Source organism: Streptomyces minutiscleroticus, assembly GCF_014650875.1.
In the GTDB taxonomy this organism is placed as follows: Bacteria; Actinomycetota; Actinomycetes; order Streptomycetales; family Streptomycetaceae; genus Streptomyces; species Streptomyces minutiscleroticus.
In genome coordinates this window covers 26,161-49,683 of record NZ_BMVU01000006.1, presented here as the reverse complement: position 1 = coordinate 49,683, position 23,523 = coordinate 26,161, and the positions used below count along the sequence as shown (strand labels likewise).

22 protein-coding genes and 2 pseudogenes are annotated in these 23,523 nt (G+C 72.2%); 14 read left to right on the top strand and 10 right to left on the bottom strand.

Going from position 1 to position 23,523, the window contains the following annotated elements:
- The first annotated feature begins 654 nt into the window (after positions 1-654).
- From IE271_RS10290 to IE271_RS10280, 3 genes are all read left to right on the top strand, one after another.
- Entirely contained in the window at positions 655-1,380 is a 726-nt protein-coding gene (locus IE271_RS10290) for a helix-turn-helix transcriptional regulator (RefSeq protein ID WP_190189922.1), read from the top strand.
- Between the two features lie 214 nt (positions 1,381-1,594).
- Complete coding sequence (locus tag IE271_RS10285; protein ID WP_190189921.1) at positions 1,595-2,764, top strand: DSD1 family PLP-dependent enzyme; 1,170 nt, start codon at positions 1,595-1,597, stop codon at positions 2,762-2,764.
- Positions 2,765-2,851: 87 nt separating this feature from the next.
- Entirely contained in the window at positions 2,852-3,820 is a 969-nt protein-coding gene (locus IE271_RS10280; RefSeq protein ID WP_190189920.1) for a threo-3-hydroxy-L-aspartate ammonia-lyase, read from the top strand.
- 57 nt (positions 3,821-3,877) lie between these two features.
- Here the strand turns inward: IE271_RS10280 and IE271_RS10275 are convergent, their stop codons facing one another.
- The 3 genes from IE271_RS10275 to IE271_RS10265 all read right to left on the bottom strand — a co-directional run bounded on the left by IE271_RS10275 (position 3,878) and on the right by IE271_RS10265 (position 5,914).
- The gene (locus IE271_RS10275) at positions 3,878-4,723 is read right to left on the bottom strand and encodes a MerR family transcriptional regulator (protein ID WP_190189919.1); all 846 of its coding nucleotides are present in this window, start codon (positions 4,721-4,723) and stop codon (positions 3,878-3,880) included.
- A 62-nt stretch (positions 4,724-4,785) separates the two neighbouring features.
- Positions 4,786-5,106: a nuclear transport factor 2 family protein gene (locus IE271_RS10270; protein WP_190189918.1), complete on the bottom strand. Its 321-nt coding sequence runs from the start codon at positions 5,104-5,106 to the stop codon at positions 4,786-4,788.
- Between the two features lie 34 nt (positions 5,107-5,140).
- The gene (locus tag IE271_RS10265; protein WP_190189917.1) at positions 5,141-5,914 is read right to left on the bottom strand and encodes an SDR family oxidoreductase; all 774 of its coding nucleotides are present in this window, start codon (positions 5,912-5,914) and stop codon (positions 5,141-5,143) included.
- Positions 5,915-6,333: 419 nt separating this feature from the next.
- Between IE271_RS10265 and IE271_RS10260 the strand changes: the two genes are divergently transcribed.
- The 4 genes and pseudogenes from IE271_RS10260 to IE271_RS41815 all read left to right on the top strand — a co-directional run.
- A complete protein-coding gene (locus IE271_RS10260; RefSeq protein WP_190189916.1) occupies positions 6,334-6,675 on the top strand; it encodes an STAS domain-containing protein in 342 nt (113 codons plus the stop codon).
- A 488-nt stretch (positions 6,676-7,163) separates the two neighbouring features.
- Entirely contained in the window at positions 7,164-7,517 is a 354-nt protein-coding gene (locus IE271_RS10255; RefSeq protein ID WP_190189915.1) for an SAV_915 family protein, read from the top strand.
- Entirely contained in the window at positions 7,514-8,848 is a 1,335-nt protein-coding gene (gene lysA / locus IE271_RS10250; protein ID WP_190189914.1) for a diaminopimelate decarboxylase, read from the top strand. Before IE271_RS10255 ends, lysA begins: the two co-directional genes overlap by 4 nt.
- 14 nt (positions 8,849-8,862) lie before the next feature.
- Positions 8,863-9,078, top strand: a pseudogene (locus tag IE271_RS41815) (TetR/AcrR family transcriptional regulator); the annotation flags it as partial.
- A gap of 216 nt (positions 9,079-9,294) precedes the next feature.
- On the opposite strand, the gene IE271_RS10245 reads toward IE271_RS41815, so the two are convergent.
- Together IE271_RS10245 and IE271_RS10240 are read right to left on the bottom strand one after the other, a co-directional pair.
- Positions 9,295-10,377 (bottom strand): lytic polysaccharide monooxygenase auxiliary activity family 9 protein, encoded by a 1,083-nt coding sequence (locus IE271_RS10245; RefSeq protein ID WP_190189913.1) that lies wholly within the window; start codon positions 10,375-10,377, stop codon positions 9,295-9,297.
- Positions 10,378-10,674: 297 nt separating this feature from the next.
- A pseudogene (locus IE271_RS10240) lies at positions 10,675-11,547 on the bottom strand (GH12 family glycosyl hydrolase domain-containing protein); the annotation flags it as partial.
- A 1,213-nt stretch (positions 11,548-12,760) separates the two neighbouring features.
- Between IE271_RS10240 and IE271_RS10235 the strand changes: the two are divergent.
- The gene (locus IE271_RS10235) at positions 12,761-13,480 is read left to right on the top strand and encodes a DinB family protein (RefSeq protein WP_190189911.1); all 720 of its coding nucleotides are present in this window, start codon (positions 12,761-12,763) and stop codon (positions 13,478-13,480) included.
- Between the two features lie 124 nt (positions 13,481-13,604).
- On the opposite strand, the gene IE271_RS10230 is transcribed toward IE271_RS10235, so the two are convergent.
- Positions 13,605-14,456: a LysR family transcriptional regulator gene (locus IE271_RS10230; protein ID WP_190189910.1), complete on the bottom strand. Its 852-nt coding sequence runs from the start codon at positions 14,454-14,456 to the stop codon at positions 13,605-13,607.
- A 373-nt stretch (positions 14,457-14,829) separates the two neighbouring features.
- Here IE271_RS10230 and IE271_RS10225 point away from each other — a divergent pair, with 373 nt between their 5' ends.
- From IE271_RS10225 to IE271_RS10205, 5 genes are all read left to right on the top strand, one after another.
- Positions 14,830-15,192 carry a DoxX family protein gene (locus IE271_RS10225; protein WP_190189909.1) on the top strand — a complete coding sequence of 121 codons (363 nt, stop codon included), beginning with the start codon at positions 14,830-14,832 and terminating at the stop codon, positions 15,190-15,192.
- Between the two features lie 279 nt (positions 15,193-15,471).
- Positions 15,472-15,627 carry a hypothetical protein gene (locus tag IE271_RS10220; RefSeq protein WP_190189908.1) on the top strand — a complete coding sequence of 52 codons (156 nt, stop codon included), beginning with the start codon at positions 15,472-15,474 and terminating at the stop codon, positions 15,625-15,627.
- Between the two features lie 181 nt (positions 15,628-15,808).
- Complete coding sequence (locus IE271_RS10215; protein ID WP_190189907.1) at positions 15,809-16,111, top strand: ArsR/SmtB family transcription factor; 303 nt, start codon at positions 15,809-15,811, stop codon at positions 16,109-16,111.
- Complete coding sequence (locus tag IE271_RS10210) at positions 16,108-16,500, top strand: VOC family protein (protein ID WP_190189906.1); 393 nt, start codon at positions 16,108-16,110, stop codon at positions 16,498-16,500. The genes IE271_RS10215 and IE271_RS10210 overlap by 4 nt, the downstream gene beginning before the upstream one ends.
- A gap of 236 nt (positions 16,501-16,736) precedes the next feature.
- On the top strand, positions 16,737-16,931 hold the full coding sequence (locus IE271_RS10205; RefSeq protein ID WP_190189905.1) for a hypothetical protein: 195 nt from the start codon (positions 16,737-16,739) through the stop codon (positions 16,929-16,931).
- 103 nt (positions 16,932-17,034) lie between these two features.
- Here IE271_RS10205 and IE271_RS10200 read toward each other — a convergent pair whose 3' ends face one another.
- The 4 genes from IE271_RS10200 to IE271_RS10185 all read right to left on the bottom strand — a co-directional run bounded on the left by IE271_RS10200 (position 17,035) and on the right by IE271_RS10185 (position 21,923).
- On the bottom strand, positions 17,035-17,583 hold the full coding sequence (locus IE271_RS10200) for a CGNR zinc finger domain-containing protein (protein ID WP_190189904.1): 549 nt from the start codon (positions 17,581-17,583) through the stop codon (positions 17,035-17,037).
- A gap of 212 nt (positions 17,584-17,795) precedes the next feature.
- Positions 17,796-18,377 carry a hypothetical protein gene (locus IE271_RS10195; protein WP_190189903.1) on the bottom strand — a complete coding sequence of 194 codons (582 nt, stop codon included), beginning with the start codon at positions 18,375-18,377 and terminating at the stop codon, positions 17,796-17,798.
- Positions 18,378-18,824: 447 nt separating this feature from the next.
- The gene (abc-f, locus tag IE271_RS10190) at positions 18,825-20,459 is read right to left on the bottom strand and encodes a ribosomal protection-like ABC-F family protein (RefSeq protein ID WP_190189902.1); all 1,635 of its coding nucleotides are present in this window, start codon (positions 20,457-20,459) and stop codon (positions 18,825-18,827) included.
- A 399-nt stretch (positions 20,460-20,858) separates the two neighbouring features.
- Positions 20,859-21,923, bottom strand: a complete 1,065-nt coding sequence (locus tag IE271_RS10185) for an alpha/beta fold hydrolase (RefSeq protein WP_190189901.1) — start codon at positions 21,921-21,923, stop codon at positions 20,859-20,861.
- A 738-nt stretch (positions 21,924-22,661) separates the two neighbouring features.
- Here IE271_RS10185 and IE271_RS10180 point away from each other — a divergent pair.
- Positions 22,662-23,513 (top strand): alpha/beta fold hydrolase, encoded by an 852-nt coding sequence (locus tag IE271_RS10180; RefSeq protein ID WP_190189900.1) that lies wholly within the window; start codon positions 22,662-22,664, stop codon positions 23,511-23,513.
- The last annotated feature ends 10 nt before the right edge of the window (positions 23,514-23,523 follow it).

The window sequence follows — 23,523 nt, the reverse complement described above, 5'->3', positions numbered from 1 at the left end:
TCCCGCCCGCCCGCCGCGCCAGCGGCGACTGAACGGCACGAGCCCACCGTCACCACCGTCACATCTTGCGAAAGGACCACGACGAGCACCGCCACCGGCCTGCTGACCGCCGAGGACATCGCGTTCCTCGCACGCCCTCCGCACGGGTTCCTGTCCGTGGCCTCGGGAACGCAGCCGCCGCAGCCCCGGCGCCACTGCCCGGCGAGGGCGGGGGACGTCACCGCCTCGGCCCACAGCGGCAGGAACGCCCGGCCGGTCCCTCGCGGCCGGGCCCGCGGACGTAGCCCCCGATCAGGCGGACCAGGCGTGCGAGCCCGGGGCAGGTCGGCGACGCCCAGGAGGAAGCCGCTCCGGCCGGACTTCGCCGCGCGCCAGGCCGGGCCTGCTTCGAGCCGAAGCAGTGGGTGGCGATGCCGCGCCTGTACCCGGCCCGCTCACCGGCGTTGGCCAGGGGCGGGGCGCGTGCCCCCGGACTCCGCCACCAGGTCCGCGGTCGCCGCGAGCAGCGTGCCTGCCGGACCGTGCCGGTGACACGGACTAGCTTTTTGGTCTACTGTTGGACGGTAATTCCAACGGTGTGTCGGGCATCCTCGGGCACCTGCCGCGGGATGCGCACGGCGTGCTGTCCGGCAGGGCGGCACCGGCCTCCCGTCGATGCAGGACACATCCGGTATCGACCTGGGAGAGGTGCCCGTGGCGCGTGTCACCGACGACGAGGAACAGGGCCGGCGCGACGTCTCGGACGCGTCCGGCCCGGCCGGGGCGGACGAGCACCTGATCCGCGAGGCGGAGAAGATCGCTGTCGCCCTGGGCCGGATGTTCCCGGGCCTGTGCGAGGTGGTCCTGCACGATCTGCGCGACCCGCAGCACGCCGTCCGGGCGATCGAGAACAACCTCTCCGGCCGGCAGGTCGGGGACCCCGCGACCGAGCTGGGCCTGGCCCGCATCGCCGACCCGCACTATCCGAGCGTGCTCCAGAACTACCCCAACCGGTTCCCCGACGGCCGTCCGGCCAAGAGCACGTCGATCGGCATCAAGAACGCCGCGGGGGAGTACATCGCGGCCCTGTGCCTGAACCTCGACGTCTCCGTCCTGTCGCCGGTCACGCTCGCCCTGTCCAACCTCGTCGCCACCGACACCGGGCACCGCGAGCAGCCACTGGAGACGCTGCGGAACCGCAACGCGCGCGAGCTGCGCCGGACGGTCGAGGCCCGGTCGGCGGAGCGCGGAGGCACCCCGAGGTCGCTGAACCGCGAGGCCAAGAAGGCGCTCGTGCGACAGCTGCACCAGGAGGGCTACTTCGACTCCCGCGACGCCGCGCAGACCATCGCCGACCTGCTCGGCGTGTCCCGGGCGACCGTCTACAACTACACCAAGTGAGACGGCGTTCGTGGTCGCCGCGGGACGGGACCCCGTCTCCGCCGCCGCACCGTCTCCGCCGTCCCCGGTGGACGACGGGGAACCGACGGTGCCGGCCGGTCGTCACCCCCGCATCGCGACGTACTGCGGTCCCCTCCACCCCGCACATCGCGCCGCACCGAGGTCTGCTCCCCGCCTTCGGGCCCGGCTCCTCGAGAAGAACGGACGTACCCCTGTGACCCTCACCCCGCCCGCGGCCGGCGTCCGGACGCTGGCCGACCCCGACACCCCGTTCGCGGTCGTCGACGTGCACAAGGCGCTGCGCAACATCGAACGGCTCGCCCGGCGCGCCGACCGGCTCGGGGTCGCGCTGCGCCCGCACGTGAAGACGGCCAAGAGCCTCGACGTGGCGGCGCTCATGCACGACGGCACCCACTGTCCCGTCACCGTCTCCACGCTCGCGGAGGCCGAGGCGTTCGCCGACGGCGGCTACACCGACATCACCTACGCCGTGGGCATCGCCCGCCACAAGATGCCGCGCGTGACGGCCCTGCTGCGCCGCGGTGTCACCCTGCGCGTCCTGCTCGACAGCGTCGAGCAGGCGGTGTTCGTCGCCGACGCCGCACGCGAGACGGGCCTCGCCGTTCCCGCCCAGATCGAGATCGACTGCGACGGCCACCGCGGCGGACTCGGGCCCGACGCCCCCGACCTCGTCCGGGCCGGCAGGATCCTGCACGACGCCGGCTGCCTGGACGGCGTCCTCACGCACGCGGGCGAGTCCTACTTCGCCCACTCCCCGAAGGAGCGGCGGCTGGCGGCGGAGAACGAGCGCGACACCGCCGTCGCCGCCGCCGGGACCCTGCGCGCGGCCGGTCTGCCCGTGCGCACCGTCAGCGTCGGCTCCACCCCCACCGCGCACGCGGCCGAGGACCTCACCGGCGTCACCGAACTGCGCGCCGGCAACTACGTCTTCTTCGACCTGGTCATGGCCGGGCTGGGCGTCTGCGGGATCGACGACCTGGCGCTGTCGGTCGTCGTGACCGTCATCGGCCACCGCCCCGAGTACGGCTGGATCCTCACCGACGGCGGATGGATGGCCATGTCCCGTGACCGCGGCACCGCCGCCCAGCCCCGGGACCAGGGCTACGGCCTGGTCACCGACCTGGAGGGCAACGTGCTCCCCGGCCTGGTGATGAGCGCCGCCAGCCAGGAGCACGGCACCCTCACCGCCCGCGACGGTGCCGACCTGCCCGACCTGCCCATCGGCACCCGCCTGCGCATCCTGCCCAACCACGCCTGCGCGACCGCGGCCCAGCACCGCGGCTACCACGTCGTCGACAGCGCCTGGCCCACGGGCCCCGCGCCCGTCGTCCAGGCCGACTGGAAACGCATCACCGGCTGGTGACCGGCGCCCGGGCCGGTGCTGCCCTGCCGCCCGATCCGCCCTCCGCCTCCGATCCGCCCTCCGCCTCCGACCCGCCCGAGGATCCTCATGACCGCTGCCCTGCCCGTTACCTTCGACGACGTCCGTGACGCCGCCGTGCGCCTCGACGGCATCGCCCACCGCACACCCGTGCTGACCTCCCGCACCCTCGACGCCCTCGTCGGCGCGGAGGTGTTCGTCAAGTGCGAGAACCTCCAGCGCGTCGGCGCGTTCAAGTTCCGCGGCGCCTACAACGCCGCCGCCCAGCTGCCCCCCGAGCGGCTGGGCAGAGGTCTCGCCGCCTACTCCTCCGGCAACCACGCCCAGGCCGTCGCGCTGGCCGCCCGGGAACTGGGCACCAGCGCCGTCATCCTGATGCCCGAGGACACTCCCCGCTCCAAGAGGGAGGCGACCGTCGGCTACGGCGCGGAGGTCGTCACCTACGACCGCTACACGCAGGACCGCACCGCACTCGGCGAGGCGCTCGCCGCCGAACGCGGCCTGACCCTCGTCCCTCCCTACGACCACCCGCACGTCATCGCGGGCCAGGGCACCGCGGCCCTCGAACTCCTGCAGGACGCCGGGGAACTGGACGCCCTCGTCGTGCCGGTCGGCGGTGGCGGCCTCATGGCCGGCAGCGCCGTCACCGCCAGGGCGCTGCACCCCGGTGTCCGCCTCATCGGTGTGGAACCCGACGACGGCGACGACACCAAGCGATCCCTGGAGGCCGGTGAGCGCGTCTCCGTCCCCGTGCCCCGGAGCATCGCCGACGGACAGGCCACGTCCGCCCCCGGAGAGATCACCTTCGCCGTCAACCGGCACCTCGTGGACGGCATCGCCCTCGTCGGCGACGACGAGATACGCGACGCCATGCGCTTCGCCTTCGAGCGACTCAAGATCGTCCTCGAACCCAGCGGAGCCACCGCCCTGGCCGCGCTCCTCTCCGGACGCGTCGACGGCCGCCCCCGGCGGATCGGCCTCATCGCCTCCGGCGGAAACATCGACACCCGGCGATTCACCGACATCGTCAAGGGCTGACAGGTCCGGTGCCGTGAGATCGCCGGGCCGTCGAGGACGGTGGCCGCGCAGCGCCCGCTACGCGGCCGGCCGGCCGGTGTCGGGGGCGACCAGCCATGCGACGAGGGTGCGCCAGCGGTCGGGGTGTCCGGTGTCGCGCGGTCCGACGAGATACACCTCCTCGACGAGGTCCTGGGAGCGCAGGCCGTTGCGGGCGGCGAAGGAGCCCACGGCGCCGTAGGTGAGGTCGAGATCGTCGTGCGGACCGGTGTGGACGGCGACGGCAGCGGTCCGCCGGGGCAGCTGGAGCTCGCGCACGGTGGCCGGTGCCTTCGGCGACAGCGGCACCTCGGCGGGGAGGTAGACGGTGGCGCGGCCGTGGCCCTCGGTGAAGAGCTCGTGCTCGTACCGGCCGCCCGGCGGGAGCACCGGGTGCTGCCCGGCCGCCGCGTCCAGGTCGTGCATCGCGGCGTCGTACCAGCTCAGGTCGGACCCGGGCGGGACGTCGAGGGACACGGCGAGGACCCGCTGCGGGGGGAGGACCTCGAGGTTCACCGTCCGCTCGGCCTCCGGGTCGAGCAGCTCCCGGAGCGCCTTGACCGCTCGCTGGGTGCGGCCGAGCCGGTCCTCGAGCCGGCGGAGGTGGGCTGCGACGACCTGTTGCGCCGCGTCGTGCCCCGCGGCGTCCCCGCCGGCGGACTCGGCGTCGAGGAAGCGCCGGAGGTCCGCCAGCGGGAGGTCGAGGTCGCGGAACCGCCTGATGGTCAGTGCCGGCCGGACCTGTGCGGGCGCGTAGTAGCGGTAGCCCGTGGCCGGGTCGACCTCGGCGGGGACGAGGAGTCCCTGCTCGTGGTAGCGGCGCAGCGCGCGGATGCTCAGGTGCGTGATGCGGGAGAACTCCCCGATCGTCAGCCGCTCCGCCATGTGTCCTCCTCGTCGTACGCGATCCGGCCCGGTCCGAGTCCCGGTCCCGGGGTGTCAGGGTGTCAGGGTTCGATGTCCAGCGTGGTGATCTTCCCCTGCGCATCGCGCTCGAAGGCGAAGCGGAGGGTGACCGGGCTGCCGGGGAAGTCGCCGGAGATCTCCGCGACGGCCCCGCACGCCGCGGCCGGTCCGGTGACCTCGCGCAGGTCGTAGCGCACGGACGGGACCTCGCCGCGCCAGCGGCGCACCGCTGCGAGCCCTCGGTGGGTCCGGCCGTCGTCGTGCACGACGGCGTCGTCGCCGAAGAGCGCGAAGTAGCGCTCGTGGTCGGGGTCGGTCGCCGCGGCGAAGTACTCCTCGACGAACGTCCGGGTGTCCTGCATGGTGTTCTCCACTCCGTCCTGGTGAGGCAACGGTTCACAGGGTGCGGACGGTGCCGCCGTCGACGACGTACTCGGTGCCGGCGACCGCGCTCGCCCGGTCCGAGACCAGGAAGGCGATCACCTCGGCCACCTCCTCCGGCTCGGCGGGCCGCCCCAGCGGGACACCGCCGAGGACCCGCATCAGGTCGTCGAGCGCGGCCTGCCGGGTGAGGCCTCCCTCGTCCATCCGGCGCGCGAGGAGGTGCTCGGCACCGTCGGTGCGGATGAAGCCGGGGGCGACCGAGTTGACCCGGACACCGGCCGGCGCCACCTCGTTCGCGAGCCCCTTGCTGTAGGTGGCCAGGGCGCTCTTGGCCGCGGCGTACGCCAGTGTCGAGTCGTGCAGCGGCATCCGGCGCTGGATCGAGGTCACGTGCACCACGGCGCCCGACCCGCGGGCCACCATCCCGGGGACGAGCGCGCGGTCCAGCCGGACCGCGGGGAACAGGTTGAGAGCGAGTTCCTCGGCCCACCGATCGTCGTCGAGGACCGCGTATCCGCCGGCCGGAGTGCGGGAGCCGCCCACCACGTGCACCAGGACGTCCGGTACGCCCACCAGTCCGGCCACCGCCGCGGCCGCCGACGCGGCCCCCTCGGCGGTGCTCAGGTCGGCCCGCACGAACAGGGGGTCGGCCTCTTCCGGAGGCGTACGGGAAAGGGTGACCACCCGTGCCCCGGCCTCCCGGAGCCGGCGTACCGTCGCCAGCCCGCTTCCCTTGCTGCCGCCCGCCACCACGGCGAGGCGCCCGTCGAGATCGTTGCTGTCCATGCCCGCGACGATGGACCCTCCCGCGGGGAGAGGGTCAAACCCGCACGACCGGGCTCGGCCCGCCGCCGGACGATGGGACGTGGGACACCGGAACTCGCCGGAGGTGAGGCGGTGGGGAGTGCGTGCGCAGGTACGCACCGGCCCCGTCATCCGTCGGCGGCCCGTAGGGCACGGCCGACCCGCTCGACGAATGCTCCTGGCCGCGGCTCTCCGAGGCGCGGATGAGTCGAGCGGCGGAGCGGGACGGACGGTCGTCGAGCCGTTTTCGAAGTGTCGGACATACGCCGGACACGAAACCGGAAGCTGTAAAGAGGTTTCCCGGCGGGTGACCGCTTGTTCGCCGTGGCGAGGGTAGACGGTGGCCGTAGGCGGAGGTGGGTTGATCAATGCCCTGTCACCGTTGAGCAAGGATGAAAAGGATGCCCCAGACCCCGGAATCCCAACTGATCATTCATCGAGCGGGCTCGGACGATCACACCGTGCAGGTGCGCATGGCCGGTCTTCTGACCCTCGACGGAGTGTGGCAGCTGACCGAGATGGTCGCGGAACTGTCCCTGCACACGGACGATCAATGCGATGTGTCGCTGGATCTGTCGGAGATCTCCTACTGCGACCGCAACAGCTTGTTCACCCTGCTGGGTATGTGCATGACCATGCGCGGGCTCGGTGTCGACATCACCATCACCGATCTGAGTACCACCGTGCGTATCCAGGTCGATCTCGCGGGCCTGGAGAAGCACCTCCCGATCGGGGACGGCTGAGCATTTCATGCACCGCGGCGCGGCACGCGGGGGTAGCCGAATACGACATCGTCGAACGCCGAGTTCCCGGATTTCCTCCGACAGCCGCAGAGCGACGTCCGCATGGCATTCCGTCAAGGGTTCCCGGACGGATTCCAGCGATGTTCCGGGCCGGACCGGGGCGGCGGCCATGCCGACGTCACGCTCGAAACGCATGCTCAAGTGACGTGATCCCCCGCCGGTGCTGTCCGTGGCGGTGGCGGCGGCGGGTCACCGTCGTCGTGGCCCCAGGCCGACAGGGGCCGCGGTCCGGCCCTCTGCGGCGGCCGCGTCAGCGGTGCGTCAACATCGCCCCGATCGCCGTCAGTGTGTCGTCAGGAGACGCCCACGACCCGGGGCAGGCGGGCATAGCGTCATGGGCGAGCCCCGGCCGGCCTCCCCGCGTCCGGGGCGTCCCGGGCCCACACCCCGCACCCTCGATCACCACCGATGTCCCTCGGAAGGCACCCATGACAGAGCCTCTGCACGGCGAAGACCCCGAGCCCTGCGATCCGTTCCCGGCCGGACCCCTGTACGTCCCGGTCCGGCCGGGCCCCTCACAGTGTGCGGCGCGCCTCTTCCGTACGCCTCTCGGCGACCGTACGGCCGTAGGCTTCACCACCGAGCGCGGGCTGACCGCCGCACTCGGCCCCGGCCAGGCCTGGATCCGGCTCGCCGAGCCCGCGCTGCGCGCGCTGACCGCGCCGCTGGGCGTCACCACCGTCACGGTGGACCCCCGGTTCACCGCCCCGGCCCCCGCCCGGGTCGCCTCCCCGGTCCCCGCCCCCGCACTGCGGATCGCCCGAGAGGGGTGCACACGATGACCACGCTCCACGAACCCGCCGCCACGGCCGCCTCCGCCGACCTGTCGGTGTGGCCCGCCTCGGCCACCGAGCCCCGGCCGGGCGACCTCGCCGTGGGCGGCGTACCGCTGGCCGAGGTCGCCGACCGCTTCGGCACCCCCGTCTACGTCCTGGACGAGGCCGAGGTCCGCGACCGCTGCCGCACCTACCGCAACGCCTTCCCCGACGCCGACGTCCTCTACGCGGCCAAGGCGTTCCTGTGCCGGGCCGTGGCGCACTGGGTGCACGAGGAGGGCCTCGGCCTGGACGTCTGCTCCGCCGGCGAGCTGGAACTCGCCGTCACCGCCGGCTTCCCGCCGGAGCGGATCGTGCTGCACGGCAACGCCAAGTCCCCCCACGACCTGCGGACCGCTCTGCGGCTGGGGGTGGGCCGCATCGTCATCGACAGCCCCTCGGAGATCGCGCGGCTGGCCGCCGCCGTCGGACCGGACGGGCGGCAGAAGGTGATGGTCCGGGTGGTGCCCGGCATCAGCGCGGGCGGCCACGACAAGATCCGCACCGGCACCGACGACCAGAAGTTCGGCATGTCGATCGCAGACGGCTACGCCCAGCACGCCATCGCCCGCATCCTCGACCAGCCGCAACTGCGCCTCACCGGCCTGCACTGCCACCTGGGCTCCCAGATCACCGGCGTCAAGCCCTACCTCGTCGCGGTCCGCCGCACGGTCGGCCTGATGAGCCGCCTGTACGAGCAGCACGGCCTGGTCCTGCCCGAACTCGACCTCGGCGGCGGCCACGGCATCGCCTACCGGCCGGGCGAGCCGGCCCTCGACATCACCGCACTGGCCCGCAGGGTCCGCGCCGAACTCACCGAGGCGTGCGCCGCGAACGGACTGCCCGTGCCCCGCCTGCTCGTCGAACCCGGCCGGGCCGTCGTGGGCCCGGCGGGCATCGCGCTCTACCGCGTGCTGGCCGTCAAGCGCACCGGTGACCACGTCTTCGTGGCCGTGGACGGCGGCATGAGCGACAACCCCCGCCCGGCCCTGTACGGCGTCCGGTACGCCCCTCGCCTGATCGGCCGGCACAGCGCCGCGGCCCCGGCCCGGGTGACCGTCGTGGGCCGGCACTGCGAGGCGGGCGACGTCCTGGCCGCCGACGCCGGACTCCCCGCCGACACACGCCCCGGAGACCTGCTGGCCGTACCCGTGGCGGGCGCGTACCACCTGTCGATGGCCTCGGGCTACAACCTGGTCGGCCGTCCGCCGGTGGTGGCCGTGCGCGAGGGCCTCGCCCGCCTCCTGGTCCGCCGCGAGTCCCTGGAGGACATCCGCGGCCGCGACGTGGGCCTGTAGCGAATCCGCGCTCCCTGAGCGGGCGGGCAGCGCCGGGCGCCGCCCCGGCGCCGCCCGTGACGACCGGCGGAACCGCCTCGCTGGGACTGCGTGAGATCGCCCGCCGGGCCGGCGTGTCGCACGGGGCTCCGCGCCGGTACTTCCCCACGCACCACGCTCTGCTCTCGGCGATCGCTCACCGGGGCTTCGCCGACCTCGCGGCCCGGTTCGAGGCCGCGGCCGGCGGCGCAAGGGCCGGCCAGGTCGTGCCCGGTGGGGGGACGGTGCTGTGCACACCGCAGCGAGCGCCCGGCGCCGTGCGGACCGGCGGAGCGATCCGCACGGCCGCGGGTGTCCTTGCCGCCCGCAGGCGCCTGACGACCTCGGAACGGGCATGCGCGTCGCCTGCGGCGAACGCGCATGCCCGTCCCGGCCGCGGCCGGGCGACACACCTCACGGACGGACCGTTACGACTGCACGCAGCCGATCGTGCCGGCCGGCAGGTTGTTGCCGGTCGAGGTGGCCGTGAAACCGAAGGTGACACTGCCGTCCGGTGCGATGGCGCGGTTGTGGTCCACGTTCTTCACCGTGACCGTGCCGTCGGAGGCCGTGGACAGTGTGCCGTTCCACACGCTGCCGAGCTTCGTACCACTACCGGGCTTCCAGGTGACCGCCCAGCCGTTCAGCGCCGTGGTGTTGTGGTTCATCACCTCGACGGTGCCCTGGAAGCCGCCGGACCAGGAGTTGGTCACGCTGTACACGGCCATGCAGCCGGTGTGCGGGTCGGTGGGCGGGGTGGTGGGGTCCGTGGGCGTCGGGGTGGGCGTGCCGCCCGAGTCCCCGATGCCGGTCACCTCGCCGTTGCCACCGTCGAAGACGATGTCGGAGCAGGAGAAGAAGTTCTCCTGGCTGTCCGAGCGCACCCACTGGATGAAGAGCAGCGCGTTGCCGGACCGGCCGGAGGGCAGGGCGAGGTCCCAGTAGTAGTGACCGGCCTCCGTGCCGACCGAGCCCTGCTGCGGCGGGTTGTTCACGGTCTGGATCAGGTCGAGGTCGTCCCAGCCCAGCTCGGACGTGGGCGACCAGCCGGGCTTGGACAGGTAGACCCGGAAGTCACCCGGGTGCGCGGCCCAGTTGCTGTACTTGACCCGCATCGTCTTCCCGGAGGTCAGGTGTGTGCGGGGCCAGTCGGAGCGGGCGGCGTTGTAGGCGGAGAAGTCGTACGGGGAACGGTCGCCGGCGCTGCACAGCTTGCCGTCCGGCACGTAACCGGCGCCGCGCCCGCCCGCGTTGGAGTCCAGGACGGCGAACCAGTTGTACAGCGGCGTCGCACCGCTCTTGGCGAGCGCGTCCTGGCAGGCAGGGTTCGACGGGTCCATGCTGCCGTTGCCGGTGCGGCCGTCCAGGTAACACAGGTACGTGCGCGATCCGGGCATCATCGCCACCCCGTGCGCCTCGGCGCGGTCCTTCCCCAGCAGGGTCAGACCGAGCGCCGCGAGCAGGGTGGCGAAGGCCGCCACCACCGGGAGGATTCTGCTGCGTCTTGCCACGTTCATTCCTTTCGGGCGGTCAAGGTGGGCCCCCGCCCGTCCCGGGGAAGGTGCCGCCCGGGAGGGGCGGGGGAGACATGGAGGTGCGGAGTGTGCAGGGGTGCGGCGCGGTCTGCGGGCGGTACGGTGCCTGCGGTTCAGGCGTGGCCCGGCGGAACCCGGGGGGCGGTGCGACGGGGAGGGCGGGCGGAGCGCCGGCCCGCTGCCCGCGTCGTCCGGCCGTGCGGGCGGCGGCGTCCGCGACGGAGCCGCCCTGCCGGACGTGCGTGCCCTACGTCACCCCGCGGACCGCCGGGCACCGGTGACGCCCGTGGCGCCGCTCGTGGTGTTGACGGACGAGGAGAAGGACTCCACGGAGAGCCCCGCGCCGTTCTGCCAGGGCTCGAAACCGGCCTGGACGCTCGTCAGGTACCAGTCGGTCCTGGCCAGCCCGCGCGAGACGGCCTGCCGGACGAAGTCCATCACGTCGAAGCTCCAGCTGTCGATCGCCGACGGGGCGACGAAGGACAGGACGTCGTTGGAACCGTTGCCGCCCGACCACACCTGCCAGGAGCGCCCGGCCACGGTGGCCGTACCCACCTGGGACCCGATCGGCTGGATCGACCCGACCTTGTTGAACCAGATCATGATCTCGGTCCGGTTCACACCGTCGGTCCGCGGTGTCGGATCCAGCCAGATGTCGTACGAGGCGTTGTAGACGGCGCCGCCCACGTAGCCGTACCTGATGCTGGTGGGCGCGCTGGAGATGCTGCTGAGCCGCGCGGGCAGCCTGGTGCCCGGGGAGCAGTTGGTGTAGTGGCAGCCGTTGAAGACCGACGGGTACGACTTCGGCGCGCCGTTCGTGGGTACCGAGCCGTCGGCCTGCGTGATCCTGAAGCCGGTGTTCGTGGCCGTGACGCACTGGGTGCCGCTGCTGCCCCAGCGGTTGTTCTGGACGACGTAGCGTCCCTGGATGGTCGTCGACCCGAACTGCTCGCAGAGCGTGGTGTCCGCCTGGGCCGTGGGGGCGGCGGTGACCAGGGCCGCGAGGGCGGTCAGGGCGGTGACCGACGCGCCGAGGAGGGCGCCCGGGACGCGCGGACGCCGGAGCGGCCGGGAACGCGGAGGGGGCGGTGCCGGGCGGGACGGCGACGGTCCCGTGCGGGGGTCGTGAAGCGGTGAAGGTCTCATGTGGGGGTCCTCTCCGGGAGGGCGCCGTGGGGACGCGGGTGCGGAGACGTTCCGGGCGCGCGCCCGTGCGGGAGCGCGGTGACGCGGAGGTATGGGAGCGCTCCCATACCCTGTTCTGTCGGACTGTAGGGACGACCCATGGTCATGACAAGGTCATGCGCACGGAATCGTCGGGGAACCTCGCGGACATACCGAGTCCCGCGGGCGCGCCAAGTGGTGCCGTGGCGCCGAGCCCTGCCGTCACGCCGGATCCTGACGGTGTGCCAAGTCCCGCGGGCGTGCAGGGCTCCCGGGTGCGCCGGGCTCTGCGGGTGCGGCGTCACGGAAGCCCCGGTGCCGTCGTGGCGGGTCCCGTGGTGCCGCACCGCCCGGTGCTTCGCATCGTGCGCAATCGGACATCGTGTCCTCTCCATTCGGGCGGCGCCCGCCGCCAGGGCCTTTCCGCCGGCGGAACGGCCGTGCCCCACGGGGAGGCAGGCGGTGGCCGGGCCGGCACCCGGATCGGGGGTGCGCTGCCCAGCGCACCGAAGGCGAAAGTTTCGGAATTTTTTCGGTGATGTGTCGGGTCACGCTAGAAGTAGCTCGTTGTGGCGTCAACGGGTCTGAAGTCAGCCACAACAACGGCACCCCTGGCTGATATTGAGCTTCAATGCTCCTCGGGCTCTGAAGTCGGAACGGTTGACCCGCCTGGACTCGCTCCGTAGGGTCTCCGCAGCGCATCGGTAACAGTCTCGAAACTTTCGATAATCGGATCATCGAGAGTGCCCTGCTGCACGGGTTCGACGCGCACCCGGCCGCCTGTGCGCCCGAGTCGCTTCCCGTGCACGTCCGCCGTCCCGCGCGGCGGCGCTCTCGTGAACGGAGAGGGCATGCCCATGGCTTACTGGTGCCGCGCACGGCTCTCCATCGGGGCCGTCGGCCCGTCGCCGCCTCCCCCGGCGCCCCGCTCCCGCTCCCGCACCGCAGCCACGCTCACCACGGCCGCCCTGCCCGTCGGTTCGGCGGTCACGGCCCTGTCCCACCCCGCGGCGGCCGCCGACACGCCGGAGCCGCCGCGGCCGGGAAGGGGCGCTGCTTCGGGACCGCGGTGGCGGCGGGAGGGCCCGGACCGCTTCGCGGGCGCGAAAATCGGTCGTACTCCGTGAAGCGAGCCGCTACCTTCCGCCGGAGCCCGGGGAGACACGGGACGTGACCACGAAGGGGCTGGTGGGGTATGGGGACCGAGGGTGCGCGGACCGATCGTCTGGGCGTACTGCTGGAGCAGTTCGACAAGGCCACGGACATGGCCCGGGTGCGGCTGGCGGGGCTCGGCGACGAGGAGTACCTGTGGGAGCCGGTGCCCGGATGCTGGTCGCTCCGGCGCCGGGCCGAGGCGGTGACGCCCAGGGCGTTCGGCCCCGGCGAGTGGGTGCTCGACCTGGGCGCCCCGGACATCCCGGCGAGCGAGTACGCCGAGGTCGCCCGGCAGGCCGCCGGCGGCATGAGCGTCGACAAGATCGCCGAGGACTGGAGCGTGAGCGTCGAGCGGGTCGAGGAGGTCCTCGCCCACACGGGCGAGCCGGAGCCCGACGAAACGCAGGTCACGACCATCGCGTGGCGGCTGGGACATCTGCACTACCATTTCGCGGGCAGCTGGGAGTGGACCTTCGGTGAGCGGCGCCAGGACCCGAAGCTGATGGTCGACTTCACACCCTCCGCCGGCTTGGCACTCGAGCGGTTCTGGGCGACGATCGACCGCTGGCGCGACAGCATCGCCACCGTCACCGAGGAGCAGCTCGACACGGTCGGCTTCTCGCAGTACCCGTACGGCTCCGACCCCGACGACCCGTACGTCGGTGTGCTGTCGGGGGCCAACCTCGAATTCATCCACCACATGGCCGAGATCGCGCTCCTCCGCGATCTGTGGCGGTTCCGCTTCACCACTTCCCGGTAGGGCCGGACGCGTCGCGGCGGGCAGGGGGAGGGGCCGGCCGTCCGGCAGTCCCTCTTACGGGACGGCGGGTGCGGCGAACCTCCGCCCGCTGCCGTGCGGCCTGCCGGAATCCATCGGGAACCGGTCAGCCGCCGTAGGCGTCGATCGTGACCCGGACGAACGAGCGGATCAGCGGGTTGGCGTCGCCCTCGTGCCACGCCGCGACCACACGGCTCGGCGGCATGTCGGCCACCGGCACCACAGTGAGTCCCGCCGGGGGCTCGTGGTCCAGGAGCGTCATGCCGATCGTGCCGTTCCACAGGACGGCCTGCCGGCACTCCTGGACGGCGCGCACTACCGGGCCCTCGCGGGGTTCCCCGCCGTTCCAGTACGACTGCCAGAGGGGGTCGGTGCCCTCGGGGAAGACGAACCAGCGGCGCTCGGCCAGGTCGGCCAGTTCCAGGCTGTCGCGGCGGGCCAGCGGATCGTCGGCGCGCAGCAGCGCGCCCACCGGGTCGGCACGCAGCTCGTGCACGGCCAGGCCGGTCTCGTCGAACGGCCCGCGGGTCAGGGCGACGTCGACCAGCCCGGCACGCAGCCCGCAGGTGGGATCGGTCAGGTCGGTCTCGCGGACACGGACCTCGACGTGCGGGTGCCGCCGGCGGTGGAGGTCGGCGAGCCGCCGTACGCCCGGGTCGGCGCTGTCGCCCAGGAGGCCGACGGTGAGCGTCGCGGCGCCGGCCGCCCCGGCCACGCGCGCGCGTACCCGGTCGGCCCGGTCGAGCAGGCCGCGTGCCTCGTCGAGCAGTACGGCCCCCGCCGCGGTGAGCGAGACACCGGAGGGCGACCGGTCCAGCAGCACGGCGCCTAGCTCCGACTCCAACTGCTTGATCGCCCGGCTCAGCGGCGGCTGGCTCATGTGCAGCCGAGCGGCGGCCCGGCCGAAGTGGAGTTCCTCGGCGACCGCCACGAAGTAGCGCAGCGTCCGTAGCTCCATGCTGGAACGATACTCGTACGGTATCGACGCCCCGCAACAGGTCTTGGACAGGCGCAGTCGCCCGGCGGTGCAATCGGAGCATGACGCACGACGAGGGTTTCCCCATCATCCGGGCGAACGCCCCGGCGGACATCCGGGCGATGAGCCGTCACGCCGCGGAGCCCGCCACCGGCTCCGCCCCCAAAGCCGCCTGACAACGCGGCTCGACCGCCTGTACGGGACCTGCACGGCCCGGGCTGACCCGTTCCCCCGGGGGGGATCCGAGGCACTGACGCACACCCGTGTGCCGCCCGCCGGTGTCCGTCCGGGGCCTGTGTCCACCCGTAACCGCTCCACACGAACGCACCGCCCCACACGAACATGAACGGACATCGTGAACGTCGCATACTGGATCCTCGCGAGCCTGCTCGCCCTCTTCTACCTCTACGGGGGCGGGGTGAAGCTGGTACGGAGCCGTGACCGGCTCCGGCCGATGATGGCCTGGGTGGACAGCACGCCCATGCCGGCCGTCAGGGCCATCGGACTGATCGAAGTGCTGGGCGCGATCGGACTGGTCCTCCCGCCGCTGACCGGCATCGCGCCCTGGCTGGCGCCGGCCGCGGCCATCGGGTTCGTGGTCCTGCAGATCGGCGCGACCGTGGTTCACCTCCGCCTCGGGGACCGCCGGATCGCCCTCAACATCGCGCTCGTCGCCGCTGCGGCCGTGACCGTCTGGCCGGCGACGACCTGGCTGTGACCGTCGGGGGCCGGCGGGCCGTGTCCCCGACGGCTCAGGGGGCGCATGACCCCTCCGCCGCCGGAGCGCCCTTCCCGGCCGCTTGCGCGAACGCCGCGCAAGCGGCCGGGCGGCTCTTCGTCGACCGGGCCACGACAACGTTTGAGCTGTCCGCGACCACATCCGTCCGAGGGTGCGGCGGCGGCCGCTGCGCGACCGGCGGATCACGAAAGCATCGCGAAACAACCTCATATCGGTGACCGTCGGATACATGCAGGCAGACCGGGACAGGCGCCCACTGTGAACAGCACCAGAAACAACCGGGAATCCACCCCGGTTCCGGACGCCTCGACCACCGAAGACGCCGAGTCCTGGATGGACCGGCTGCGCGTCGTCATGCTCCCTGTCTCGGCCCTGGCCGTGGCCACCGCCCTCGTCCTCACCACCCTCACCTGATCCGGCGCGCGCCCGGCACGCCGGCACGGGTCCAGGAGGGTTCGTTCGTGGCGTACCTCTGCCTGCCCGCCTCGTCCGGTGGTCGAGTGCGCTCGGGTACGGGGACCGGACGGTGAGCAGGATCGGGACATGGCGCACCGTGGGCTTGATAGGCAAGTGAGTGCTTGCCTATTGTGTGGTGGTGGCCGATGACCTTTTCAAAGCCTTGGCCGACCCCACCCGTCGCACCATCCTCGACGAGCTCACGGAGAAATCCGGACAGACACTGTTCGAAATCTGCTCCCGGCTGAGCATGAAGCACCGGCTCGGCATCTCGCGCCAAGCGGTCTCGCAGCACCTCGCCGTGCTGGAGGCCGCCGGGCTCGTCGAGACCAGGCGGGAGGGCCGCTACAAGTTCCACGACCTCAACGCGGCCCCGCTGCGGCAGATCGTCGAGCGGTGGCTCGTGCCCGACACGTCCGGACCCCAGGAGAGTGCCCCGTGAAGATCCATCTGACCAGCATCTTCGTCGACGACCAGGCCAAGGCCGAGCACTTCTACACGGAGGTCCTCGGTTTCGTGAAGAAGCACGACGTCCCGGTGGGGGAGAAGGACCGGTGGCTGACCGTCGTCTCGCCCGACGAGCCCGACGGCACCGAACTCCTCCTCGAACCCGTCGGCCACCCGGCCGCCAGGACCTACCGCGACACGCTCGTCGAGGACGGCATCCCGCTCGCCCAGTTCGCCGTCGACGACGTGCGGGCGGAGTACCGGCGCCTGCACGGTCTGGGTGTCCGCTTCACTCAGGAACCCCTGGAGACGGGCCCCGTCACCACCGCGGTCTTCGACGACACCTGCGGCAACCTGATCCAGATCGCGACCAAGCCGCGGTAGGCGGTCGTCCGCTGGTACGCGCTGTCGGGAAGCCGGGAAGAGTGTCTCGCCGGGTCCGGCGCCGGATCGTGTGCGTCTTGACCGACGTGCGCGCCGAGCCGCCCGCACCGGCTCCGGGCGCCGACAGGCGAACTCGCCCTGCGCGTAACCACCTTGACTGGTTACTTTCATGGATGCATGCTGGAGGGTGTCAAGCGGCACGGCACACTTCGCCGTCGCCGGATCGGAGGTCGGTCATGGACACCGGACACGTGGTGGACGACGCTGCCACCGCTCGCCACGCACGCTTCGGCAAGCTGCCCGAGCGCATCCGCTACGAGGACATGGTGGAGGAGAGGGAGGTCGCGCCGAAGGGCGGGACCGCCGACCCCTATCACCCCGAGGGCTCCTGGAAGTACTTCTCCTGCCTCGCCCTCGACCTGGGGCTCTGACGCCGGGGGCAGCGGCGCAGCCCGCTGCCCCTCGCACCGGCCGGCAGCCGGTGGACGGGCAGCCGGCAGTCGGCTGTTCGCCCGTCGTGAGGCTTGTGCGCGGTCAACTCCTGGCGCTGCTCTGGCGCGCCCGGTAGGCGGCGGCCTTGACCCGGTTGCCGCAGGTCCGCATGGCGCACCACTCCCGACGGTGGCCACGTGAGCGGTCGAGGTAGACCTGCGTGCACTCGGGGCGTGCGCACTCGCGCAACAGCGCGCCCTCGGGGCCGCCGAGGATCTCGACCGTCTCGCGGGCGAGCGCCGCGAGGCCCTGGGTGACGGAGCCCGTACGGGTCGTGCCGTCGGGGCCGAGTCTCAGCGTCACGGGCAGACCCGACGCGTGCAGGTTCACCTCGGTGACCGCGTCCGAGGGCAGCGGCCGGCCGTCGATGCGGGCCGCGACCAGTGAGTAGACCGCCTCACGCAGTTCCACGGCGATGGCGAGGTCGGCCTCGTCGGCGCCCGGCGCCAGGTCGAGCATCCCGGACTCCACGAACCAGTCGTCGAGCAGTTCGGGGGTGGCGAGCTTCTCCATCGGCTCCGCGTTGCGTCGCGCACGCAGTGTGCCGACGAAGTCGAGAGGGAGCGTCCCACAGGGAAATGCATGATTCACGTAACCATACTGACCAGTGACTCGGGGGAATGCAACCACTTCGTCGCCCGAGTCGCATGCCACCGTCCTGACCGGTCACGGATCGGCCCGGGCGTCGTCATCACGCAAGGTCGCTGTTCGCCCCGCCATGCGGCTTCCACGCCTTCCCGCCTAACGGCAGGGCGTGTCATGCGCGCCGTACGTGTCGGCCGGGCCGCCCCGGTGGCGGGGCGTCAGCCCGCGTCGGCCGGTGAGCCGGACTCCGCGGCCGTAGGCCCGCCGGACTCGGCCAGGGTGTACATCACGGACCGCTCCCGCTTGTGACGCCGGATGCGCCCCTTGGCCACGAGCGACTCCAGGGTGTTCCGCACGACCTGCGGGGTGGGGCTGCGGTCCGGGTGCTTCTTCAGCAGCTCGTCCCGCAGTTCCTTGGCGGACCGCGGCTCGGAGTGGCCGCCGAGCAGCCGCAGCAGGAGGTCTCCGAGCAGGGGCTGCCGCGACTTCCCCTTCGCGGCGGACTTCCCGGCCGGCGTACCGGTCCGTGTCTCGCCCCGCGCCGGTGTGCGGCCGGAGGCGGGGCGCGACCGCTCCTCGGCCCGTGCGGCCGCGGGCTCCTCCCGGGCCTGCTCGGGCGGGGCCGACGAGCCCTCGTACCGCTCGGCCAGGTTCAGGATGTCGACCAGGAGCGCCTCTTCCTGCTCCAACATCTTCATCTTCTCGGCCAGTTCCCGCTGGCGGCGACGGTTGTCCTCCAGATCCGACGCGGCTTGTGCGACGTACCGCGACCGGAGCGTGTCGGCTGATCGGCTGGTCACAACCGCTCACTCCTTAGTAATGGATGACGCTGCGCATGCTACCCATGTCGAAACGACCGTGCGGACGGGTGGTGCGCCTCTCGGACGGACAAGTGTTGCGCCTGCCAGGCGGACAAGTGTCGCCCCTGCCGGATCGCGACGTCCCGCTTCGGCTGGTCGTGCCCGGGCAGCGGCAGCGGTCGCAGATGCCGCGCGGAGAACACGTGACCGCACGTACGACCGTCTCCGACGGGAACACGCCCTCCACACCGTACGCGTCCGTGCCGTCGACAGCGGACCGAGTGACACACCTGTGCCATGTGCACCACGCTCGCTCATGGTCGGCACCGGCCCGGCCGTCGGCACGACGTGCTGCGCGAGCGACGTGCTGCGCAAGCTGCGCGCCGTGCCGAGGACCGAGGGGGCGCCGCACGGCAGGCGTGGGACGCCCCCTGACGGGTCAGTGCCCTACAGCGCGGGGGCCCCCGTCTCCTCCAGCGTGCCGTCGGCCAGGCGCAGCCACCGGTCCACCCCGACCTCGGCGAGGAACCGTTCGTCGTGGCTGACGACGACGAAGGCGCCCTGGTAGGAGTTGAGCGCGCTCTCCAGCTGGCCGACGCTGACCAGGTCGAGGTTGTTCGTCGGCTCGTCCAGGAGCAGCAGCTGGGGAGCCGGCTCCGCGCACAGGACGCAGGCCAGGGTGGCGCGCAGCCGTTCGCCGCCGGAGAGCACACCGACGGGGAGGTGTGCCCGGGCGCCGCGGAAGAGGAAGCGGGCGAGCAGGTTCATCCGCTCGGCCTCGGGCCGCTCCGGGGCGAACGCTGCGAAGTTCTCGGCCACGGTGCGGTCCACGTCCAGCAGGTCCAGTCGCTGGGACAGGTGGGCGATGCGCCCGTCGGCCCGCTTGACCTCCCCCTCCTCCGGGAGGAGGTCGCCCGTGATCAGACGCAGCAGTGTGGTCTTGCCCGCACCGTTGGGACCGGTGAGCGCGATGCGCTCGGGCCCGCGGACGGTCAGGTCGACGCCCTGCCCGGCGAAGACCGCCCTGCCCTCGTGCCGGACCTGCATGCCGTCGCCGATGAAGAGGTTGCGCCCGGCGGGCACCCGGGTGTCGGGCAGGTCCAGGACGAGGCGCTGCTCGTCGCGCAGCGCACGCCCCGCCTCGTCGAGCCGGGCCTTCGCCTCGCTGACCCTGGACGTGTGCATCTGACCCGCCCGGCCTGCGGATTCCTGGGCGCCGCGCTTCATGTTGCCGGCGAAGATGCGGGGCAGACCGGCGTTCTTGAGGTTGCGGGCGGCGTTGCTCGCGCGGCGCTCGGCGCGCTCGCGGGCCTGCTGCAGCTCGCGCTTCTCCCGCTTCAGCTCCTGCTCGGCGTTGCGGACGTTCTTCTCCGCGATCTCCTGCTCGGCGCGCACGGCCTCCTCGTACTCGGTGAAGTTGCCGCCGTACAGGCGCAGTTCGTCGTCGCCCAGCTCGGCGATGCGGTCCATGCGGTCGAGCAGGAGGCGGTCGTGGCTGACCAGCAGCAGGCAGCCGGTGAAGCCGTCCAGCACGTCGTACAGCCGGTGGCGGGCCTCCCGGTCGAGGTTGTTGGTGGGCTCGTCGAGCAGCAGCACGTCCGGCCGCTTCAGCAACTGGGCCGCCAGTCCGAGGGAGACGATCTGACCGCCGCTGAGCGTACGCAGACTCCGGTCGAGGGCGAGGTCCGCCAGGCCGAGGCGGTCGAGCTGGGCGCGGGTGCGTTCCTCGACGTCCCAGTCGTCGCCGATGGTCGTGAAGTGCTCCTCGCTCACGTCACCGGACTCGACGGCGTCCAGGGCGCGGATCACCTCGGCGACACCGAGGACCTCGGCGACCGTGAGGTGTGAGACCAGGGGGAGGGACTGGGGGAGGTAGCCGAGTGTGCCGCCGACGGAGACGGACCCCCCGCCGGGCTCCAGCTCACCGGCGATCAGCTTGAGCAGGGTGCTCTTGCCGGAGCCGTTCGGAGCCACGAGGCCGGTACGGCCGGGATGGACGGTGAAGGACAGGTCGTGGAAGACCGCGGTGTCGTCGGGCCAGCCGAAGGACAGGTTCGAGCAGACGATGGACGCGTCGGACATGGAAGTACCCCAAGGATCACGGGGGAGGAGACACCTCTACCCCGGGAGACGGACGGAACGTGGGTACGCCCGGCCGGCCACCTCGGCGGTGCTCCGCGCACCGGCCGGTGGCCTCCGGACCCGCATCTCACCCGGAGATGTCGTCGTCACCCACCACGTCTGCCGCTACTCCCTGGTCCGAGAACTACGTCCGTCCCACCATAGCAGCAGGCGGTACGCCGACGCAGTGCCACCGTGTGGTCGGCCGCGCCATCGTGTGGTCGGCCGTGCCACCGTGTGGCCGCCGACGGCGCGGGTGCGACGGGGAGCGGTCGCTTCCGCGGCGCCGCCGGAGGACGAACGGCCGTCCCGCGGGTCCTGGTACGTCGTCCCGTGGGGGAGCGGGGGCCGACGGCTCCGTCAGAAGTGGTCCACGTCGACGACCGCCTGGGCGAACTCCGTCGGCGCCTCCTGGGGCAGGTTGTGCCCGACGCGCACCGTGCGGTGCTCGTACTTCCCGGTGAACTTGTCGCGGTAGGACGATCCGTCTCCGGGTGCCGTGAACGGGTCCAGCTCGGGATCGACGGTGATGGTGGGCACCGTGACGACCGGGCCCGTGGCGAGCTCGTTCTCGTAGCGGTCGTAGCGGCGCTCGCCCTCGGCCAGGCCCAGCCGCCAGCGGTAGTTGTGGATGACGATCGCGGCGTAGTCGGGGTTCTCGAAGGCCGCCGCGGTGCGCTCGAAGGTGGCGTCGTCGACGTTCCAGCCCGGGGAGACGAGGTCCCAGACGAGCCGGGTCAGATCGTGGCGGAGCGTCTTGTCCTCCATGGCCTTCCTGCCGCGCTCGGTGGCGAAGTAGTACTGGTACCACCAGGTGTGCTCGGCGGCCGGCGCGATCGGCTCCGCCTGGGCCCTGCGGTCGGTGATGAGGTAGCCGCTCACCGACACCAGGGCCTTGACGCGCTCGGGCCACAGGGCGGCGAGGATGTCGCCCGTGCGGGAGCCCCAGTCGAAGCCGGCGACCACGGCCTTTTGGATCTTGAGAGCGTCCATCAGCGCGATGACGTCCAGAGCGATCACCGACTGCTGGGCGTTGCGGAACGTCCGGGAGGACAGGAAGCGCGTGGTGCCGTGGCCGCGGAGGTACGGGACGATCACGCGGTAGCCCTGGTCCGCCAGCAGGGGAGCGACGTCGACGTAGCTGTGGATGTCGTAGGGCCAGCCGTGCAGACAGATGACCACGGGCCCATGGGCGGGGCCCAGTTCGGCGTAGCCGACGTTCAGCAGACCGGCCTTGACCTGTTTCAGCGTGGGGAAGGACGTGTGCGTGCCCGGAGTGGTCGCGGGCACGGCGGGAGCCCTGCCGCCGCCGTGGCCCGACGGAACGGCGGAGGCGCTCGACACACCCTGCAGGCCGGTCAGTGAGACGGCGGCCGCTCCCGTGCCCAGGCCCATCGCCTTGTTGAAGGTACGCCTGTTGATCATGTGAAACCCTCCGTCGCGTTCTCGGGTGCCTCTCTGCGCGGTGCGGAGAGGCGGGCAGGTCCCGTACGTATGTGTCGCCGCGGAGGCGGCGTGCGAGGACTCTGGCACACTCGCGCGTCACCGGTCAAGATGGTTACGAGTCGAACAGGGCGCTCCTCCGTGGCCGGTGGGCTTCCGGTGGCAGGGTCCGCTCTCCGGCCCTCACCGCTCTTGAAATGGCCTGGGGGTGCACCGGTCGCGGGGTGGTCGCGCATCGGGTGACGGGTGGCCGTGAAGGTCCTCGACGAGGTGCGTGTTCCGGGCGGCGGGAGGCCGTCGTGACCGTCCGTCAAGGGGTGGATATGGACGGCGGGCGGCGCGGGTGGCGGTAAGGGGAGTGGCTTCAATGTGTGTAGCGTCACTGGCTTGACAGGTGACATGATGGTCCGACAGATTGATCACCGCTTGAAGGGGTGACGCGAAGAAGGGTGGTCCGCCCGGCGCTTCGCGCGGACCGGCGCGCCCTCGGCGACGGTGACGGCACAGGGCGTCGTCGACGGCACAGGGCGTCGTCGACGGCACAGGGCGTCGTCGACGGCACAGGACGTTGCCGACGGCACAGGAGGTCGTCGACGACACAGAACGGCACTCACGCACCTCACGCGCACTTCGCTCCTGCGCTTTCTCACGCACTGCGCTTTCGCACGCACTTCACTGCGCTTTCGCACGCACTTCGGAGAACTTCGGAGAGGGAATGACATGTTCAACAACAAGGTCACCGGCAAGCGGCGGGTACTGACCGGTGCGGCGATGGTCCTCGCGGCCGGCGCGGCGTTCGGCGCGTCCACCCCGGTGGCCAGCGCCGGAGGCGATGCCACCGCTTCGCCGGACCGGCACGGGACCAAACCGACCGTCGTGCTGGAGCACGGCGCGTTCGCCGAGACCTCCAGCTGGAACGGTGTGATCGAACGGCTGCGGGCCGACGGCTACCCCGTCGTCGCGGCGGCCAACCCCCTGCGCGGTATCCGCAACGACGCCACGGCCCTGCGCAGCGTCCTCGACCACGTCGAGGGGCCGAAGATCCTCGTCGGCCACTCCTACGGCGGTTTCGTGATCAGCGAGGCCGCCGCGCACGACCCGCAGGTCAAGGCCCTCGTCTACGTGGCGGCGTTCCTGCCCGCCCCCGGAGAGAGCGCGCTCGGGCTGACCGGCAAGTACCCCGGCTCCACGCTCGCCGGCGCCCTCGAACCGGTCACCGTCACCCACCGCGACGGCACCAGGAGCACCGACCTCTACATCCGGCAGGACAAGTTCCACCACCAGTTCGCCGGGGACGTCCCCCGCAACCAGGCCGCCCTCGCCGCCGCCGGCCAGCGGCCCGTGGCCCAGGCGGCGCTGGAGGAGAAGGCCACCGTGGCCGCCTGGAAGACCATCCCCAGCTGGGACGTCGTGACCACCGAGGACCTGAACATCCCGGCCGCGGTGCAGCGCTTCATGGCCGAGCGGGCCCGTGCCCGCGTGACCGAGGTCGCCGCCTCCCACTCCGTCGCCGTCTCGCACCCCGACGTCGTCGCCCGCGTCATCGAGGACGCGGCGCGCGCCACCCGCTGACCCCTCCCGA